The organism is Sphingobium sp. IP1 (assembly GCF_002708645.1).
Classification (GTDB): Bacteria; Pseudomonadota; Alphaproteobacteria; order Sphingomonadales; family Sphingomonadaceae; genus Sphingobium; species Sphingobium yanoikuyae.
This window is the reverse complement of sequence record NZ_NOIW01000006.1, coordinates 38,948-55,357: the sequence shown is the minus strand read 5'-3', so window position 1 is coordinate 55,357 and position 16,410 is coordinate 38,948. Positions and strand designations below refer to the sequence as shown.

The window sequence follows — 16,410 nt, the reverse complement described above, 5'->3', positions numbered from 1 at the left end:
GCCGATGAGGATCGTCACCAAAGCCGCCGCCGCCCTCGCCCTGCTGGCCACGCCCTTGCCGGCGCTGGCGACGCAGCCGGGCGACACGATCCTGATCGCCAGCGATTCGACCGCGGCCAATTACAAGAAGGGCAATTATCCCCAGACCGGCTGGGGCATGATGCTGGGCTGCGGCCTGTCGCCCGAGGTGCGGGTATCCAACCATGCGATGGGGGGGCGGTCGACCCGCACCTTCATCGAGGAAGGGCGCTGGACCAAACTCATGAGCGAGCTGATGCCCGGCGACACGGTGCTGATCCAGTTCGGCCATAATGACGCCTATCGCGCCAAGCCGCAGCGCTGGGCGCCGGCACAGACCGACTATCGCAACAATCTGCTGCGCTTCATCTGGGACGTGCGCAGCGCGGGCGGCACGCCGGTGCTGGTGACGCCGGTGACGCGGCGCAGCTATGGCGCCGACGGCAAGGCCAAGGCCGACTTCGCCGAATATTCCGCGGTGATGCGCGAGCTGGCGGCGAACGCGCATGTGCCGATCATCGATCTGGAAGCGCTGTCGCGTGCCTGGGTCGACCGGGCCGGGCCGGACAAGGCGAAGGCCTATTTCCTCCATTACAAGGCGGAGGACAAGATGCCCGGCTTCCCCAAGGGGATCGATGACGATACCCATTTCAGCGAACTGGGCGCGCGCAATGTCGCCGATCTGGTCGCCGGTGGCCTCAAGGCGCTGAACCTGCCGATTTCGGCCAAGGTACTGGCGAGCCGGCCGGCACTCGATCGGACCACGCCGCTGGGAAGGACCGAATGCCAATGACCATGCTTGACCGTCGCGGCCTGTTGACCGGCGCTGCCGTTGCCGCCGCGCTTGCGCCGATGGGCGAGGCACTGGCGCAGAGCTTTCCGCTGCCCCAGGGATTCGTCCGCTTTCCGATCTGGCCGGGCAAGGCGCCGGGCAGCGAGCATGTGACGGTGAAGGAAGTGGAGACGCTGCGCCGACCCGACAGCGGGCCTGACGATGGCGTGTTCGCCCATATCGTGACCCCGACCCTGACCCTGTTGCGGCCGGCAAAACCCAATGGCGCGGCGATCATGCTGATCCCCGGCGGCGGCTATAGCCGGGTGGCGATCGGCCATGAGGGCTATTCGATCGCGCGCCGCTTTGCCGAGGCCGGCTATGTCTGCTTCGTGCTGCTCTATCGCCTGCCCGCCGATGGCTGGGCCGCCGGGGCCGAGGCGCCGCTGCAGGATGCGCAGCGCGCGCTGCGGCTGGTGCGGTCGATGGCGGCCAAGGAGAAATTCGACGCCAACCGGGTCGGCGTGATCGGCTTTTCGGCCGGCGGGCACCTGGCCGCCTGGCTGACCAGCCGGGCGCCGGTGGAAAGCTACAAGCCGGTCGATGCCGCCGATCGCGAGCCGGTCAAGGCCGCCGTCGCCGCCTATATGTATCCGGTGATCCAGATGGAGGGGCCGTTCGTCCACAAGGGGTCGCGCACGCAATTGCTGGGCGAGAATCCGAGCGCGGAGCGGATGCGCGCCTATTCGCTGGACCAGGATGTGAGCGCGCAGACGCCGCCGATATTCCTGGCCCATGCGATCGACGATCCGGCGGTGCCGGTCGACAACAGCATCGCCATGCTGGCGGCGCTGCGGGCGCAGAAGATCCCGACCGAATGCCATTTGTTCGAAAATGGCGGCCATGGCTTCGGCATTACGGCGCAGGCCCAGTCGGCGGCGCCCTGGCCGGATCTGTTCCTGGCCTTTGCCAAGAGGCATGGCGTGTGACCCAGCATAAGGTTGCCCTGTTCGTCACCTGCCTGGTCGACATGATGCGCCCGCGCATCGGCTTTGCCGCGATCCGCGCGCTGGAGGCGGCGGGCTGCGACGTGGTCGTGCCCGAGGGCCAGACCTGTTGCGGCCAGCCGGCGCTCAACAGCGGCGATACCGAACATGCGATCGCGCTGGCCAAGCAGACCATCGTCGCGCTGGAACCCTATGAAGCGGTGGTGGTGCCGTCGGGATCGTGCGGCGGCACGATCCGTTGCCATTATCCGGAGCTGTTCGAGCATGATCCGGAGTGGCTGCCGCGCGCGCAGGCGGTGGCGAGCAAGACATGGGAGATCATGGCCTATCTGGACGAGCAATGCGGGTGGAAGCCCGAGGGCGTGCAGATGGAGGCCAAGGCGACCTATCATGACAGTTGCTCGGGGCTGCGCGAGCTGGGCGTCAAGGCGCAGCCGCGCCGGTTGCTGAAGCCGATCGCCGGGCTGGAGCTGACGCCGCTGGCGGGCGAGGAGACCTGTTGCGGTTTCGGCGGCACCTTCTGCGTCAAATATCCCGCCATTTCCAACGCGATCGTCGGCGAGAAGGCGGACGCGATCGAGGCGACCGGCGCCGACCTGCTGCTGGCCGGCGACCTGGGCTGCCTGATGAACATGGCCGGCAAGCTCAACCGCCAAGGCAGCAAGGTCCGCGCCTTCCACGCGATCGAGCTGATCGCGGGCATGGGCGATGGCCCGGCGATCGGGGAAGAGGCATGAGCGGCGCACCGGCCGAGGCGGCCAGCTTCAAGGCGCGCGCCGATACGGCGCTGGCCGACCGCATCCTGAAGGTCGCGGTCGAGCGGACGGCGGGCACGGCCGAGGCCAAGCGCGCGGTCGCGGTCGACGCCTTTCCCGATTTCCAGGCAGCGCGCACCCGCGCGGCGGCGATCAAGGACCATGTCGTCGCCCATCTGGGTCATTATCTGGAGCAGTTCGAGGCGAATGCCATCGCCGCCGGGGCGAAGGTCCATTGGGCGCGTACCGCCGACGAAGCCTGCGACATCGTCATCGCCCTGTGCAAGGCGGCGAAGGCCAAGAGCGTCGCCCGGTCCAAGTCGATGCTGGGCGAGGAGATCGGCCTGCCCCATGCGCTGGCCGAGGCCGGGATCGGCCGGGTCGAGACCGACCTTGCCGAACATATCATCCAGCTGGCCGACGAGCGGCCCTCGCACATCATCTGGCCGGCAATGCACAAGACCCGCGAACAGGTGTCCGCCCTGTTCAAGGCGAAGCATCGCACGCCGCATGAGGAAGAGACGATCGCCGCCATGGCGGAAAGCGCGCGGCGCGAGTTGCGCACGCAGATGCTGGGCGCGGATGTCGGCATTTCCGGCGCCAATTTCCTGATCGCCGATACCGGCGCGATCTGCACCGTCACCAATGAGGGCAATGCCGAGCTGTCGCTCGTTCCCCCGCGCGTCCATATCGTGACCGCCGGGATCGAGAAGATCGTGCCGAGCATGCCCCATGCCGTGCATATGCTGCGGATGCTGGCGCGATCGGCGACCGGCGCGGCCCTGACCCAGTACACGACCTTCTACACCGGCCCCAAGCGCCCCGGCGACCGGGACGGGCCGGAAGAGATGCATATCGTGCTGGTCGACAATGGCCGCACCCGGATGCGCGAGGACGGGCTGGCCGAGATGCTGCGCTGCATCCGCTGCGGCGCCTGCATGAACCATTGCGTCGTGTTCCGGCAGATTGGCGGCCATGCCTATGGCGGCACCTATCCGGGACCGATGGGCGCGGTGCTGACCCCGGTGCTGGACGGGCTGAAGCAGAGCCGCGACCTGCCCAATGCCTGCACCATGAACGGCAAGTGCCAGGAAGTGTGCCCGGTGCGGATCCCGCTGCCGACGCTGCTGCGCGGCTGGCGCGAGAAGAGCTGGCGCGAGGGGCTGGAGCCGCAATCCTTGCGCGCTGGTCTGGTCCTATGGGCCTGGGTCGCGACCCGGCCGCGCCTCTATCGGATGGGCACCGGCCTGGCGGTGCGGGCGATGCGGCTGCTGGGCAGCAAGGGCTGGATCCGTTCACTGCCGCTGGCGGGCGGCTGGACCCGCTACCGCGATATGCCAAAGCCCGCGGCGCAGACCTTCATGGACCAATATCGCAAGGAAAACGGCCGATGAATGCGCGCGAGGCCATCCTTGGTCGGCTGAAAGATGACAGCGAAGTTGACATAGCGGCGGAGGCTGCGGCGCTGCTCGGCACGCCAGAGCGACCGGCGGTCGATGTCGCTCATGTCGAGGCGGAGTTTCTGGCGCGGCTGGCCCTGCCCCGCGTCAGCGCCAGTCATGACGTTATCGAAACGATATCCGACTTGCCCGCAGCGGTCGCGCGCTATCTGGACGCGCAGGGCGAGGCGCGCGCGCTCTGCCTGCCGCCCGACCCGCGCCTGTCGGGCTGCGACTGGAGCGGCTTTGCCCTGCACCAGGATGCCGCCCCCGATGAGGCGGCGACGCTGGCGATCGCGCGCAAGGGCATTGCCGAGACCGGATCTCTAGTGTTCGAGACCAGCCCGCAGGCGCCGATGCTGCCCAATTTCCTGACGCTGCATCATCTGGTGCTGCTGCGCGTGGCCGACATCGCCCCCTGGCTGGAGGAAGCGCCGCTCGCCGGGCCGCAACCGCGCGCCCATTACTGGATCACGGGCGTGTCGGGCACGACCGATATCGAGGGCACCTATGTGCGCGGCGCCCATGGTCCCCGCTTCCTGCATGTCATCCTGTTACGCGGCGATTTTCCTCATATGTCGGAACAATAGTCCACATTCCGGGAAAACAGGCTTACATTCGCCGCCTGCGCCGTTATAAGCTTCGCCAAAGTTTAGATGGAGATTCCCGATGTTCGACAAGACCTATTATGCGACCCACCCCGACATGATGGAGTGCGTGTCGAACGAGGAGCTGCGGGATCGCTATCTGATCGGCGGGCTGTTCCGTGACGGCGAATGCGTGCTGAACTATACCCATGCCGAGCGTTTCGTGATCGGCGGCGTGGCGGTGGTCGATGCCCCGGTGAAGCTGCCGGTGCAGACCGAGCCGGCCTCGGCAGCGGGCCATCCCTTCCTGGAGCGGCGCGAGCTGGCGATCGTCAATGTCTCGGGCGTCGAAGGCACCGTGACCGTCGACGGCGAAGTCTTCACCCTGGGCAACAAGGATTGCCTCTATGTGACGATGGGCGCCAAGGACGTGGAGTTCGCCGGCGCCGGCGCGCGCTATTATCTTGCCTCCTGCCCGGCGCATAAGGGGTTCAAGACGCGGCTGATCTCGGTCGCCGATGCGACCACGCTGGAACGCGGCAGCCTGGAGGAATCGAACGAGCGCACCATCTATCAGATGGTCATCCCCGGCATTTGCGACAGCGCCCAGCTGGTGATGGGCCTCACGGTCCTCAAGCCCGGTTCGGTGTGGAACACCATGCCCCCGCACATCCATGAGCGCCGCAGCGAAATCTACTTCTATTTCGAGCTGGATGGCGATGCCGACCGCGTCTTCCATTATATGGGTGAGGGCGATGCGATGCGTCACATCGTCATGGCCAATGAGGAAGCGGTGATCTCGCCGCCCTGGTCGATCCATATGGGATCGGGCACCAAGGCCTATGCCTTCATCTGGGCGATGGCCGGCGAGAACCAGGACTATACCGACATGAACGTGCTGGACATCTGCCAGCTGGCCTGACGGTTTTTCGCCCCTTTCGCGCGAGCGGGAGGGGCCAGGGAGTCCTGACATGAGCACTATCTTCGATCTTGGTGGCAAGGTCGCCATCGTCACCGGCGCCAATACCGGCATCGGCCAGGCGATCGCGCTGTCGCTCGCGGCGGCCGGCGCCGACATTGCGGCAGTCGGCCGCACCCCAGCGGAAGAGACCGTCGAGAAGGTCCGCGCACTCGGCCGCAAGGCCGAGATCGTCTCGGCCGATCTTTCCAGCATCGAACCGGTGCAGCGCGTCGTCGACGAGACGATCGAGAAGCTGGGCGGGCTCGACATCCTGATCAACAATGCCGGCATCATCCGCCGCGCCGACAGCGTCGACTTCACCGAGGAAGACTGGGACGCGGTGATCGACACCAATTTGAAGTCCACCTTCTTCCTGGCGCAGGCGGCCGGGCGGCACATGCTGGCGCAGGGCAGCGGCAAGATCGTCAACATCGCCTCGCTCCTGTCGTTCCAGGGCGGCATCCGCGTGCCGAGCTATACTGCGTCCAAGAGTGGTGTCGCCGGCCTCACCAAGCTGCTGGCGAACGAGTGGGCGGCCAGGGGCGTCAACGTCAACGCGATCGCGCCGGGCTATATCGCCACCAACAACACCGCCGCGCTACAGGCCGACGAGACCCGCAACCGTCAGATCCAGGAACGCATCCCGGCCGGCCGCTGGGGCGACCCCAGCGATATTGGCGGCGCGGCCGTGTTCCTGGCCTCGCCGGCGGCCAATTACATCCATGGCCATGTCCTCGCCGTCGATGGCGGCTGGCTGGCCCGCTGATATCCCGTCCTGCGCCCGTTCCCTAAGGGGGGCGCAGGACACCCCCGATCCAAGAGGAGGGCTCAGCCTCCCGACCCATCACAGGAGGACGGATGCCCGATATCGACCGGCGCACGGCGCTGACTGCCACGGGCCTTGCCGGCCTGGGTCTCGCCCTTCCCGCTGACGCGCTGGCCCAGACGGCCAACAGCCTCGATGCCCGCAAGCCGGGCCTGCCGCTCAAGTCCGGGCATCTCCACATGGGCACCGGCGCCGGGCCGCAGGGGCGGATCGGCATCACCAATCTCTATCTGACCCGCGACGACCGGCCCTGGCTGCCGGTGATGGGCGAGTTTCACTTCACCCGCTTCCCGAGCGAATATTGGGAAGAGGAATTGCTGAAGATGAAGGCGGCCGGCGTCGGCATCGTCGCATCCTATATACTGTGGAACCATGTCGAGCTGGCGCCCGGCACGATCGACTGGACCGGCGACCGCGATATCGGGCGTTTCGTGCGGCTCTGCCAGAAACATGGCCTGCTCTTCTTCCTGCGGCCCGGCCCCTGGGGCCATGCCGAGGCGCGCTTTGGCGGCATTCCCGACTGGATCGCCGGCAGCACCCGCACGCGCAGCAACGACCCCGCCTATATGGCGCAGGTCGAGCGCTTCTGGCGCGGGCTGCACGATCAGCTCACCGGGCTGATGTGGAAGGATGGCGGGCCGATCGTCGGCATGCAGGTCGAGAATGAATATAATCTGGGCGGTCCCGGACAGGGCCGGGAGCATATCGCCGCGCTGAAGGCGCTGGCGCTGCGGATCGGCTTCGACGTGCCGCTCTATACCGTGACCGGATGGGACCAGACGGTCTATCCCAAGGGCGAGGTGGTGCCGGTGCATGGCGGCTATCCCGACGAGCCCTGGTCGGCGAAGACGGTGAAACTGCCGCCCAAGGAAAATTACCTGTTCCGCTTCGACAGCCGGGTGAGCGGCGACCTGGGCGCGCAGACGCGCGGCGGGCGACGCGGTGACGCCGATAGCGACATGGCAGACACGCCCTTCCTGGGCGCGGAATATGGCGGCGGCGTGCCGGTCATGTATCGGCGGCGGCCATTGCTGCAGCCGGCTGACGTGGCGGCGGCGGTGACGACGCAGGTGGGATCGGGCGTCAATCTGCTGGGCTATTATATGTTCCATGGCGGCGCCAATCCGATGGCGAACGGGCGCATGCTGGAGGAGACGCAGCGGTCGGGCGGCTATAATGACTGCCCGGCGATCGCCTATGACTTCCAGGCGCCGATCGGCCAATATGGCGAGGTCAATCCGGTGAGCGCGGCGCTGCGCCCGCTCCATTATTTCCTGGCCGAATATGGCGAGACGCTCGCGCCGATGACGGTGCATGCGCCAGCCGTGCTGCCGACCGACAAGGATGACCTGAAGACACTCCGCTGGGCGGTGCGGGCCAAGGGCGACACCGGCTTCCTGTTCGTCAACAATCATGTCCGCCAATATGGCACGGCTGCGCATCCCGGCACGCAGTTCAATGTGACATTGGCCGGTAGCACGGTTCGCCTGCCAAGCCGGCCGGTGACGATCGCGCCGGGCGACAATTTCTTCTGGCCGATCGGCATGGATCTGGACGGGGTGCGGCTCGACTGGGCGACGACGCAGCCGGTGACGCGCATCGCCGACAGGGACGGGCCGATCCATGTGATGGCGGCCTGCCTGCCCGGCCCGGTGGAGCTGGCTTTCCCGGCGGGCACGAAGGTCGATGCGCCGGCGCGCAGCGAAGGCGGGCGGGTGATCGTGCAGGTGCCCCCATCCGCGACGCGCCCGGTGCGGGTGACCGGCGCGGACGGGCGATCGGTGCGGCTGCTGCTGATCGACCGGGAGGCGGCAAAGCGCATCTGGGTCGGCGAGATCGGTGGCGAGCGGCGCGTGGTGCTGAGCGCGGCGGATGCGCTGTTCGGGCCGGACGGGCTGGAACTGCGCCAGCGTGGCGAGGCGCGTTTCGCCTGGCAGATATTGCCCGGCAAGGCGGCGATGATGACGGCGAAGGCGACAGGGGTTGCGCCCCTGCCCTTTACCCAGACGCGCGAGGCCGGCACGGCGCCGCCGATCGAGATTGGCGGACCGGCCAAGGCGGCGATGCAGCCCCTGCCCGAGGCGCACAAGGCGGCGGCGGCCTTTAGCTTCACCATTCCCAAGGATGTTCTGGCCGAGGGTGGCGACGCTTTTCTGGAGATCGACTGGCGCGGCGATATCGGCCGGCTGTTCGATGGCCCCGACATGCTGGACGATGCCTATTGGGACGGACGGGTCTGGCGGATCGGGCTCAAGCGCTTTGCCGCGCGGCTGGGGCGACCCTGGACGCTGACGGTGATGCCGCTGCGCGCCGATGCACCCATCTATCTGGATGATGCCGCGCGGGCGAAGCTGCCGGCGGGGGCACAGGTCGCGACGCTGGAGACGCTGCGCATCGTTCCGGAATATCGCATGGAGGTGAAGGCATGACCCGTTTCACGCGGCGCGGCACATTCGGCCTTGCCACCCTGCCCCTGCTGGCCCGGCCGGCGCTGGCCAAGGTGAGCAAAAATGGCGCACGGCCCGGCCCCTATCTGATCGGCGCCGACATAAGCTGGGTGCCCGAGGATGAGGCGGCTGGGGCGCGCTATTTCGTGGACGGGGTGCAGAAAGACCCGATCCTGATCCTGCGCGATGCCGGATTCAACGCGATCCGGCTGCGCATCTTCGTCGATCCGGCCAAGGGCTATTCCAGGCGGGAGCCGGACAAGGGCTGGGCTGGCCTCGCCCAGACGGTGAAGCTGGGCAAGCGCGTGCGCGACGCCGGCATGGGGCTGGTGCTGAGTTTCCATTATAGCGACACCTGGGCCGACCCGGAGCATCAGGGCGTGCCGGCGGCCTGGGCCGGTTATGACCTGCCGGCGCTGGCCAAGGCGGTCGAGGCGCATACCCATGACGTGCTGGTGGCGATGCGGGCGGGCGGCGCGCCGGTCGACATGGCGGTGATCGGCAATGAAACGAGCTTCGGCATGTTGTGGCCCCATGGCCGGGTGAAGCTGTCGACGTCGACCGGCAATCCGGTGACCGACGCCAATCATGCCAAGGTTGGCGAGGTTGGCGGGTTCGACGGCTTTGCCGCATTGCTGCGCGCGGGGATTGCCGGTGCGCGCCGGGCCGAGCCGGGGGTGGCGATCCAGGTACATAATCATCTGGGCCGGCACTGGCCGATCGTGCGCGAATGGACCGATGCGCTGATCGCGCGGCAGGTGGATTTCGATGTGGTCGGCTTTTCCTGCTACCAGCAGCGGGCGCAGGGCGACTGGGCCACGACCTTCAGCGAATATGTGAAGCGCTATCCCGACAAGGGGCTGCTGGTTGCCGAATATTCGAGCCGCAAGCGCTATATCAACGATCTGGTCCATGCCCTGCCCGGCAAGCATGGCTGGGGCAGCTTCATCTGGGAGCCGATCCGGCACCAGGAGGCGATTTTCGACCAGGACGGGCATAATGCCGGCGAAGGGGCCAAGCCCGACCTGATCAGCCAGGGGCTGAACGGGGCGGAGGCGCCGGGCGGACTGGCATCGCAGCAGCCGGTTGCCCCCAAGCCCGAACCGACCGGGCCGATGGGCCATGGCGGCGACTATGTCGCCAACAAGCTGCTCGACCTCTACCCGCAAATGGCCAAGGATTATCGCTGATGAGACGGCGCGACTTCACATTGGGACTGGGCGCGCTGGCGCTGGCGGGGTGCGCCACCCGATCGGCGGCGCGCGCCGATGATCTGCTGGTCTTCGCCTATTTCACCACCGGCAAGGGCGAGGCCGACGGCCTCAAACTGGCGGTGAGCGAGGATGGCTTTGCCTTTCGCACGCTGGCGGACGGGCGCAGCCTGCTGGTGCCGCAGGTGGGCGAGAAGAAGCTGATGCGCGACCCCTATCTGTTCGCGGATCAGGGCGTCTATCATCTGCTGTGGACCACCGCCTGGGAAGGGGTGACGATCGGCCATGCGACCAGCCGCGATCTGGTCCACTGGTCGCCGCAGCGCGCCATCCCGGTGATGCAGGACGTGCCGGGCACCCGCAATTGCTGGGCGCCCGAGGCGGTGCGCGATCCGGCGACCGGGCGGCATATCCTGTTCTGGTCGAGCACGGTGGAGGGCCGCTTCACCGAAACGGCGGGGACGTCGGAATCGGGCTATAATCATCGGCTCTGGTCGGTCAGCACCAGTGATTTCGAGACGTTCAGCGCGCCCGCGCCGCTTTATGATCCCGGCTTCAGCGTGATCGACGGGACGTTCGCGCAGGCTCCGGGCGGCGGTCTCTATCTGATCGTCAAGGATGAGACGGTGCAGCCGCCGCATAAATGGCTGCAGGTGGCGAAGGCGGACAGCCCGACCGGGCCGTTCGGCCCCCTGTCGCCGCCCTTCTCCCCCGGCTGGGTCGAGGGGCCGATGAGCGCGCAGGTCGGCGATGCGCTGCTCTGCTATTATGACGTCTACAAGGAGGGGCGCTGGGGCGCGGCGATGACGCGCGACATGGTCAACTGGACCGACGTCAGCGCGCGCCTGACCATGCCGGCCGGCGCGCGCCACGGATCATTGCTGCGCGTTCCCCGCGCTCTGGTTGCCGGCATCGTCTGAGGTCCAGCCGCCGCCCAGCGCCAGGAAGATGGCGATCTGGTCCTGCACCAGCTGGACGCGGGCGGCCGCGGCCGAGGATTCGGCGCTGGCGAGGCTGCGCTGGGTATCGAGCAGGTCGAGGAAATCGCTGCGGCCAAAGCGAAACAGCTTGTTCGCCTGCCCCGCCGAGACATTGGCGCTATCGCGCGCGCGATCGAGCGCGGCGGCCTTTTCGGCGTCGCGGCGATAGGTTTCGAGCGCGGTTTCGGTCTGGCGCAGCGCTTCCAGCACGCTGCCGTCGAAGCTGGCGAGATCGGCCTGCACCTGGGCATCGGCCTGGGCGATGCGGGCGCGGACCACCGGGCGGTTGGGGAAGGTCCAGCTGATGAGCGGGCCGAGGCTGAAGCCGAAGGCGGAGCCGGAGCCGAAATCCTTGAGCGGGCCGGACAGGCCGACCGAACCGCCGATGCTGACCTGCGGATAGAGATCGGCCATGGCGACGCCCAGGGTCGCGGTGTCGGAGGCGATCATGCGTTCGGTCTGGCGGATGTCGGGGCGGCGGCGGATCAGGGCGGTGCCATCGCCCACCGGCAGCGGCGCACCGAGCGACGGCAGGGTGGTGCAGCCTTCCACGTCCCTGGGGTAATCGGCCGGCGGACGGCCGAGCAGGGTGGCGAGCAGATAGAGGCCGCTCTGGCGCTGCGCCTCATAGACGGGCAGCGTCGCCTCGCTCTGGTCCACTGCCGCCTGGGCGCGGCTGACGTCGAAGGCGGTGCCGCGACCGCCCTTGAACAGGCGCTGGGTGGCGTTGAGCGTATCGCGCTGGAGCGAGACGACCCGGCGATTGACGCCGAGCGCATAATTGGCGGCGCAGACCTGGGCATAGGCCTTGGCCGTGGCGGCGGCGACGCTGACGCGGACATAGTCGCGCGCGGCGGTCACCGCCTCGACATTGGCACCGCTCGATTCGATCGCGCGGCGGATGCGGCCGTTGAGGTCGAGCGGATAGGAGGCACTGAGGCCGAAATCATAGCTGACCGAGCCGGGCAGATGCTGGGTCACGCCCGACGGACGCGCCAGCGTTTCGCCGCCGCTGATCGTGGTGCTGATCTGGCGCCCCGCCTCGGTCTCGCGCAGCACGGCCTGTGCCGCGGTCAGATTGGCGTCGGCGACGCGCAGGTCGGTATTGGCGGTCAGTGCCTCGGCGATCAGTGCGTCGAGCCGAGGATCATTATAGAGCTTCCACCAATGATCGGGCAGGTCGGCATTGCTGAAGCCCGCACCCTGGGCCGACTGGAAATTGCCCTGCGCGCCCGGTGCGGTCGCGGCCGAATGTTCGGGCGGATGATAATCCGGCCCGGCGGTGGCGCAGGCGCTGAGCGCCAGTGCCATCAAGGATGCAGCAAAGCCCTTACGCATGGCGGCAGCTTCCCGGCTTGGCATCCTTCTTCGCCGGCTCGACCGTGACCGTGGCGGTGCGGCCGGAGATCAGCGTGATATTGGCCGGCACATTGGTGAGCTTCACCCGGACCGGGATGCGCTGGGCGAGGCGGACCCAGGAGAAGGTCGGCTCGACCGTGGGCAGGAGATTGCCGGAGTCGCTGCGGGTCGAGTCATTGATGCCATAGGCGATGCTTTCAACCTTGCCGTGCAGATCCTGCTTCTCGCCCATCAGGCGGACGGTGACCGGCGCGCCGACGCAGACCAAAGGCAGCTTGGTTTCCTCGAAATAGCCCTCGACCCGCAGGCTGTCGCTGTCGATCAGCGCCATCGCCTGGGTGCCGGCGCCCAGATAGTCGCCTGGGTGAAGATCGAGATTGGTGACGACGCCGTTGACCGAAGCGCGGACCTGGGTGCGCTTGAGGTTCAAGGCGGCGGCATCGCGCGCGCTGCGCGCCTCGGCCAGCGCGGCCTGCGCCGTAGCGACGCGGGCGACATTCTGTTCATGGCTTTCCTTGGCGACGAGATCGCCCAGCGCCAGATCGCGGGTCGCCTCGCGCCGGGCCTGGCCGAGCGTGGCCTGGGCGCTGGCGATCTGCGCCTCCGCCTGTTCCAGCGCCAGCGCATAGCGCGGCGTGTCGATGACGAAGAGCAGGTCGCCCGCCTTCACCTGCTGATTGTCGCGCACCGCGACCGAGGTGACGAGGCCGCCAATATCGGGGGTCACGCGCACCACGTCGGCGCGCACGCGGCCGTCGCGGGTCCAGGGGCTGCGCTCATAATGGTTCCACATCCACACCGCGACGATGACGGCGAGGATGACGATGATGATGGTGGCGGCGCTGCGGATCAGCGTCCCGGTCAGGCGGTTCATAGGCGGATTCCCAGCATCGGAACGAGAATGGACAGGCCCCCGAGCGTCAGCACGAACAGGCTGAGGTCGACGAGGGCCCGATAGGCAAGAAAGCGGTAGAAGCCGAACGCCGCGATCAGGCGGGTGAGGCCATAAGTGAGGATGAGCGCTGCCAGCGCCAGCGCCAGCAGCGTGGGGAAGAAGACCCCGTCGATGGACAATTCGCCGGTCATGCGGGAACTCCGGTCAGGGGGGTCTTTGGGGTCAGGGGGGGCATGCGATAGCCGGCGCTGTCGGCGAAGAGATTACGGCGCAGGCTGACCAGCGCCAGGATCGCATCGCGGCGGACCGAAGGCGCGGGATTGGCGGCTAGGTCGCCGATGGCGCTGTCGATATCGTCGAGCAGCGCAGGGTCGGCCGCGGCTGGCGCATCGGGATCGAGCCGGCGATAATGGTCGGCCACGCCGCCCAGCACCCGGCCGAGTGGCTCGCCTTCATCCAGCGGCAGGTCGACGCGGAGCTGGCGCAGCTCGCCGATGGCGACACCGGTGCGCAGGTCGCGCAGCGCATCATAGAGCGGCTTGCCGCTGTCCGTGCGAATGGCGGCAAGGCGCGGGGCGAGCAGCGCGATGCGATCGAGCATGCGGTTGATCCAGCCGCGCACATCGGGCTGGGTCATGAGGTTGGCGCGGGTGGCGATATCCGCCCAGCCGGCGCGCACGGTGCGGCGCACGGCGCGCTCCACCCCGGCCGATTGCAGCAGGCCGGCCATGATGATCGCGAACCAGATGCCGACAAGCTGTGCCACCGAGCCGTTCACATAGGAGGCGAAGGCGCTGACATAGGCACTGGAGAGCAGCACGGGGCTGCCGAGGCCGAGCAACGTCGGCAGCGCAATGCCCATCCAGCGCGGCGAGGCCATCATTGCGCCCAGCACCAGCAGCGGCGGCGCATAGGCCATGGCCAGCATCGCGAAACCGTCGAGCCGGGGCATGATGGCATAGCCATAAAGCGCGCCGAGGAAGGTGGCGATGATCGTGCCGATCATGAAACCCTTGAGCGGGGCGAGCGGATTGTCCGACGCGGAGAAGAGGGCGAGGAAGACGCCGGCCAGCATCACCGCGCTGCCGCCGTCATGCCAGCCGCTGCCAATCCACAAGGCACAGCCGATCGTCACCGTCATGAAGGCGGCGAAGGCGCCGCGCGCGGCGCCGGCATAATCGCGATGCAGTTCGCGGTTGCGACGCCCCTCCAGCAGTTCGGCGACGCGCGGCGTCACCGGGCTGCGGCTGTGGGTCAGCATCTGGTCGAACAGGTCGCGGCAGTCACGATGGACGGCGATCAGCGTGCCGAGGCGGGAATAGAGGCTGAGCCGCATCATGCCGGCCCAGTCCATATGGCTGTCGGCCGCCGGTTCCAGCGCGGCGCAGCGGTCGATGAGCGCCTGGGCGCCGGCGGCGCGGGTGGCGCTGTCGGTGCCGGGATGATCGAGCCAGTCGCGCGCATCGGCGATCAACTGTTCGACCTGTGTCGGGACGACGCCGCCATTGGCCTGTTTCAGCATGGCCAGCCGATCCTCGACCGCGGCGCCGAGCGGCAGCAGCAGCGAGAGCTGGTCCTGCATCGCGCGCACGGTGCGGACGCGCGGCGCGAGGCGGCTGATGTCGAAGGGCAGATGGATCGACATCTGGTGCAATTCGGTGACGTCCTGCGCCAGGCGGCGGCGTTCGGCATCAAGGCCGGGCACCGGATCGGTCGCGATCGCGTCGCGCGACCAGCGTTCGGCGTCGCGCAGCATGGCTTCGACGCGGGCGAAGAGGTTGCCGGTGATCGAGCCGGGCAGGACGACGCCATGGACGATGCTGCCGCAGGCGATGCCGATCCAGATTTCCTGCACGCGCAGGGTGGCGACGGTGAAGATGGTCTGGGGCGAGTCGACGTCGGGGAAGACGATCAGGCAGGCGCTGTAGCCGGCCAGCACGAACATGTAGGAGCGTGGTGTGCGATCGAGCAGCGAAACGAAGACGCAAAGCGCCAGCCAGGCGGCCATGGCAAGGGTCAGGAGTTCGGGCGAATTGACCAAGGGCGGGACGATCGCGACCGAGAAGGCGGCGCCGACGATGGTGCCGATGGCGCGGAAGATCGCCTTGGAAATCACCGCGCCGGCGAGCGGCTGGGCGACGATATAGGAGGTGAGAAAGGCCCAATAGGGGCGTTCCAGGCCAATGCTGAGCGCCACATAAAGGGCCAGCATCGCCGCCAGGAAACATTTGACGGAGAATAGCGCGGCGGGAACGCCGAGGCGCTCGCTCCAGGCTGACAAAGCGGCCTTTTTCATGACTGGCCCCGGCGCTCCCCGATACGGCGTCGCAGCAGTTCTAACAGATTGACGGCAATCTCGATATCCGCCTCTGGCACACCATCGAGCAGGTCGTTGCGCATGTTGCTGAGCCGCGTTTCGATGCGGCCGACCAGGTCGCGGCCGGAGGTGGTGAGCGACAGGCAGTTGGACCGGCGGTCCTCCGGATTGGGGGTGCGCTCGATCAGGGCGGCGGCCTGAAGATGGTCGAGGGTGCGGACCAGCGAAGGCTGGGTGATGCCCAGCACGTCGGCCAGTTCGATCTGGCGCACATCGGCGCCCAGCCGATCGAGATAGAGAAGACACCAGCCAGCGGAATTGGAGACGCCGAATTCGGCCAGGGTGGAATCGGCAAGCTGGCGCCAGAGGCGCGCGATCTGCGGCATATTATGCGCCAGGGCGCGCTGAAGGTCTGTCCGATTCACGAACGCTTAGATAGCTAACTAATTTTACAGTGCAACGGGTCGGCCATGAATTTTTGGTAATGTCGGCTGCGGCCCGGCATGAACCGGGCCGCAGCCGATCGGGATTATGCGCGACGCGTGCCGGTGAAGGGCGCGGCACCGAAGGCGCCGAGCTGCATCGTGCCGGTCAGGCTTTCGCCGGTGATTTCGGCTTCGCATTCCAGCGTCATCGGCATGGGGATAGTCATTTCCATCTTCCAGGTCAGCTTGTTGCCGGCGACCACGCCATCCTTGACGTCGAGCGAGCCCATCATGCCGGCAAAGGTGCCGTTGAAACGGTCGCCCGTGCTGATCACGGTGAACACGCCGGTCTGTTCGCCCAGCGGGGTCTTAGCCACGCAATCATAGGCACCATCCACTGCAGCCATCTCA

Annotated in this window: 16 protein-coding genes; 10 read left to right on the top strand and 6 right to left on the bottom strand. The window is 67.4% G+C overall.

The window, feature by feature from the left end; all coding sequences use genetic code 11:
• Positions 1-4: 4 nt before the first annotated feature.
• The 10 genes from CG471_RS03240 (at position 5) to CG471_RS03195 (ending at position 10,943) form a co-directional block, all read left to right on the top strand.
• The gene (locus CG471_RS03240) at positions 5-811 is read left to right on the top strand and encodes a rhamnogalacturonan acetylesterase (RefSeq protein WP_099230595.1); all 807 of its coding nucleotides are present in this window, start codon (positions 5-7) and stop codon (positions 809-811) included.
• On the top strand, positions 808-1,779 hold the full coding sequence (locus CG471_RS03235; protein WP_099230593.1) for an alpha/beta hydrolase: 972 nt from the start codon (positions 808-810) through the stop codon (positions 1,777-1,779). The genes CG471_RS03240 and CG471_RS03235 overlap by 4 nt, the downstream gene beginning before the upstream one ends.
• Positions 1,776-2,534 (top strand): (Fe-S)-binding protein, encoded by a 759-nt coding sequence (locus CG471_RS03230; protein ID WP_099230591.1) that lies wholly within the window; start codon positions 1,776-1,778, stop codon positions 2,532-2,534. The genes CG471_RS03235 and CG471_RS03230 overlap by 4 nt, the downstream gene beginning before the upstream one ends.
• Positions 2,531-3,946: a lactate utilization protein B gene (locus tag CG471_RS03225; protein WP_099230589.1), complete on the top strand. Its 1,416-nt coding sequence runs from the start codon at positions 2,531-2,533 to the stop codon at positions 3,944-3,946. Before CG471_RS03230 ends, CG471_RS03225 begins: the two co-directional genes overlap by 4 nt.
• Positions 3,943-4,581, top strand: coding sequence for an LUD domain-containing protein (locus CG471_RS03220; RefSeq protein ID WP_099230587.1), 639 nt, complete (start codon positions 3,943-3,945; stop codon positions 4,579-4,581). The genes CG471_RS03225 and CG471_RS03220 overlap by 4 nt, the downstream gene beginning before the upstream one ends.
• Before the next feature lie 79 nt (positions 4,582-4,660).
• The gene (kduI, locus tag CG471_RS03215; RefSeq protein ID WP_099230585.1) at positions 4,661-5,500 is read left to right on the top strand and encodes a 5-dehydro-4-deoxy-D-glucuronate isomerase; all 840 of its coding nucleotides are present in this window, start codon (positions 4,661-4,663) and stop codon (positions 5,498-5,500) included.
• A gap of 49 nt (positions 5,501-5,549) precedes the next feature.
• A complete protein-coding gene (gene kduD / locus CG471_RS03210) occupies positions 5,550-6,305 on the top strand; it encodes a 2-dehydro-3-deoxy-D-gluconate 5-dehydrogenase KduD (RefSeq protein WP_037508047.1) in 756 nt (251 codons plus the stop codon).
• A gap of 92 nt (positions 6,306-6,397) precedes the next feature.
• Positions 6,398-8,794, top strand: a complete 2,397-nt coding sequence (locus tag CG471_RS03205; RefSeq protein ID WP_099230583.1) for a beta-galactosidase — start codon at positions 6,398-6,400, stop codon at positions 8,792-8,794.
• A complete protein-coding gene (locus tag CG471_RS03200) occupies positions 8,791-10,002 on the top strand; it encodes a glycosyl hydrolase 53 family protein (RefSeq protein WP_099230581.1) in 1,212 nt (403 codons plus the stop codon). The genes CG471_RS03205 and CG471_RS03200 overlap by 4 nt, the downstream gene beginning before the upstream one ends.
• On the top strand, positions 10,002-10,943 hold the full coding sequence (locus tag CG471_RS03195) for a glycoside hydrolase family 43 protein (protein WP_099230579.1): 942 nt from the start codon (positions 10,002-10,004) through the stop codon (positions 10,941-10,943). The genes CG471_RS03200 and CG471_RS03195 overlap by 1 nt, the downstream gene beginning before the upstream one ends.
• Here the strand turns inward: CG471_RS03195 and CG471_RS03190 are convergent.
• The 6 genes from CG471_RS03190 to CG471_RS03165 all read right to left on the bottom strand — a co-directional run bounded on the left by CG471_RS03190 (position 10,899) and on the right by CG471_RS03165 (position 16,406).
• The gene (locus tag CG471_RS03190; protein WP_099230577.1) at positions 10,899-12,341 is read right to left on the bottom strand and encodes an efflux transporter outer membrane subunit; all 1,443 of its coding nucleotides are present in this window, start codon (positions 12,339-12,341) and stop codon (positions 10,899-10,901) included. The two genes, CG471_RS03195 and CG471_RS03190, sit on opposite strands and share 45 nt — an antisense overlap.
• Positions 12,334-13,236: an efflux RND transporter periplasmic adaptor subunit gene (locus tag CG471_RS03185; RefSeq protein ID WP_099230575.1), complete on the bottom strand. Its 903-nt coding sequence runs from the start codon at positions 13,234-13,236 to the stop codon at positions 12,334-12,336. Before CG471_RS03185 ends, CG471_RS03190 begins: the two co-directional genes overlap by 8 nt.
• Positions 13,233-13,448 carry a DUF1656 domain-containing protein gene (locus tag CG471_RS03180; protein WP_099230573.1) on the bottom strand — a complete coding sequence of 72 codons (216 nt, stop codon included), beginning with the start codon at positions 13,446-13,448 and terminating at the stop codon, positions 13,233-13,235. Before CG471_RS03180 ends, CG471_RS03185 begins: the two co-directional genes overlap by 4 nt.
• A complete protein-coding gene (locus CG471_RS03175) occupies positions 13,445-15,553 on the bottom strand; it encodes an FUSC family protein (protein WP_099230571.1) in 2,109 nt (702 codons plus the stop codon). Before CG471_RS03175 ends, CG471_RS03180 begins: the two co-directional genes overlap by 4 nt.
• The gene (locus tag CG471_RS03170; RefSeq protein ID WP_373562040.1) at positions 15,550-15,960 is read right to left on the bottom strand and encodes a MarR family winged helix-turn-helix transcriptional regulator; all 411 of its coding nucleotides are present in this window, start codon (positions 15,958-15,960) and stop codon (positions 15,550-15,552) included. The genes CG471_RS03175 and CG471_RS03170 overlap by 4 nt, the downstream gene beginning before the upstream one ends.
• Before the next feature lie 143 nt (positions 15,961-16,103).
• A complete protein-coding gene (locus CG471_RS03165; RefSeq protein WP_004209325.1) occupies positions 16,104-16,406 on the bottom strand; it encodes a hypothetical protein in 303 nt (100 codons plus the stop codon).
• Positions 16,407-16,410 lie beyond the last annotated feature (4 nt).

Bases quoted from the DNA above. Each gene is read 5' to 3' on its own strand.
- CG471_RS03200 (WP_099230581.1), top strand. From the start codon at position 8,791: ATGACCCGTTTCACGCGGCGCGGCACATTCGGCCTTGCCACCCTGCCC.
- CG471_RS03225 (WP_099230589.1), top strand. From the start codon at position 2,531: ATGAGCGGCGCACCGGCCGAGGCGGCCAGCTTCAAGGCGCGCGCCGAT.
- CG471_RS03175 (WP_099230571.1), bottom strand. From the start codon at position 15,553: ATGAAAAAGGCCGCTTTGTCAGCCTGGAGCGAGCGCCTCGGCGTTCCC.
- CG471_RS03190 (WP_099230577.1), bottom strand. From the start codon at position 12,341: ATGCGTAAGGGCTTTGCTGCATCCTTGATGGCACTGGCGCTCAGCGCC.
- CG471_RS03205 (WP_099230583.1), top strand. From the start codon at position 6,398: ATGCCCGATATCGACCGGCGCACGGCGCTGACTGCCACGGGCCTTGCC.
- CG471_RS03240 (WP_099230595.1), top strand. From the start codon at position 5: ATGAGGATCGTCACCAAAGCCGCCGCCGCCCTCGCCCTGCTGGCCACG.
- kduD (WP_037508047.1), top strand. From the start codon at position 5,550: ATGAGCACTATCTTCGATCTTGGTGGCAAGGTCGCCATCGTCACCGGC.
- CG471_RS03165 (WP_004209325.1), bottom strand. From the start codon at position 16,406: ATGGCTGCAGTGGATGGTGCCTATGATTGCGTGGCTAAGACCCCGCTG.
- CG471_RS03170 (WP_373562040.1), bottom strand. From the start codon at position 15,960: ATGCCGCAGATCGCGCGCCTCTGGCGCCAGCTTGCCGATTCCACCCTG.
- CG471_RS03235 (WP_099230593.1), top strand. From the start codon at position 808: ATGACCATGCTTGACCGTCGCGGCCTGTTGACCGGCGCTGCCGTTGCC.
- CG471_RS03195 (WP_099230579.1), top strand. From the start codon at position 10,002: ATGAGACGGCGCGACTTCACATTGGGACTGGGCGCGCTGGCGCTGGCG.
- CG471_RS03180 (WP_099230573.1), bottom strand. From the start codon at position 13,448: ATGACCGGCGAATTGTCCATCGACGGGGTCTTCTTCCCCACGCTGCTG.
- kduI (WP_099230585.1), top strand. From the start codon at position 4,661: ATGTTCGACAAGACCTATTATGCGACCCACCCCGACATGATGGAGTGC.
- CG471_RS03220 (WP_099230587.1), top strand. From the start codon at position 3,943: ATGAATGCGCGCGAGGCCATCCTTGGTCGGCTGAAAGATGACAGCGAA.
- CG471_RS03185 (WP_099230575.1), bottom strand. From the start codon at position 13,236: ATGAACCGCCTGACCGGGACGCTGATCCGCAGCGCCGCCACCATCATC.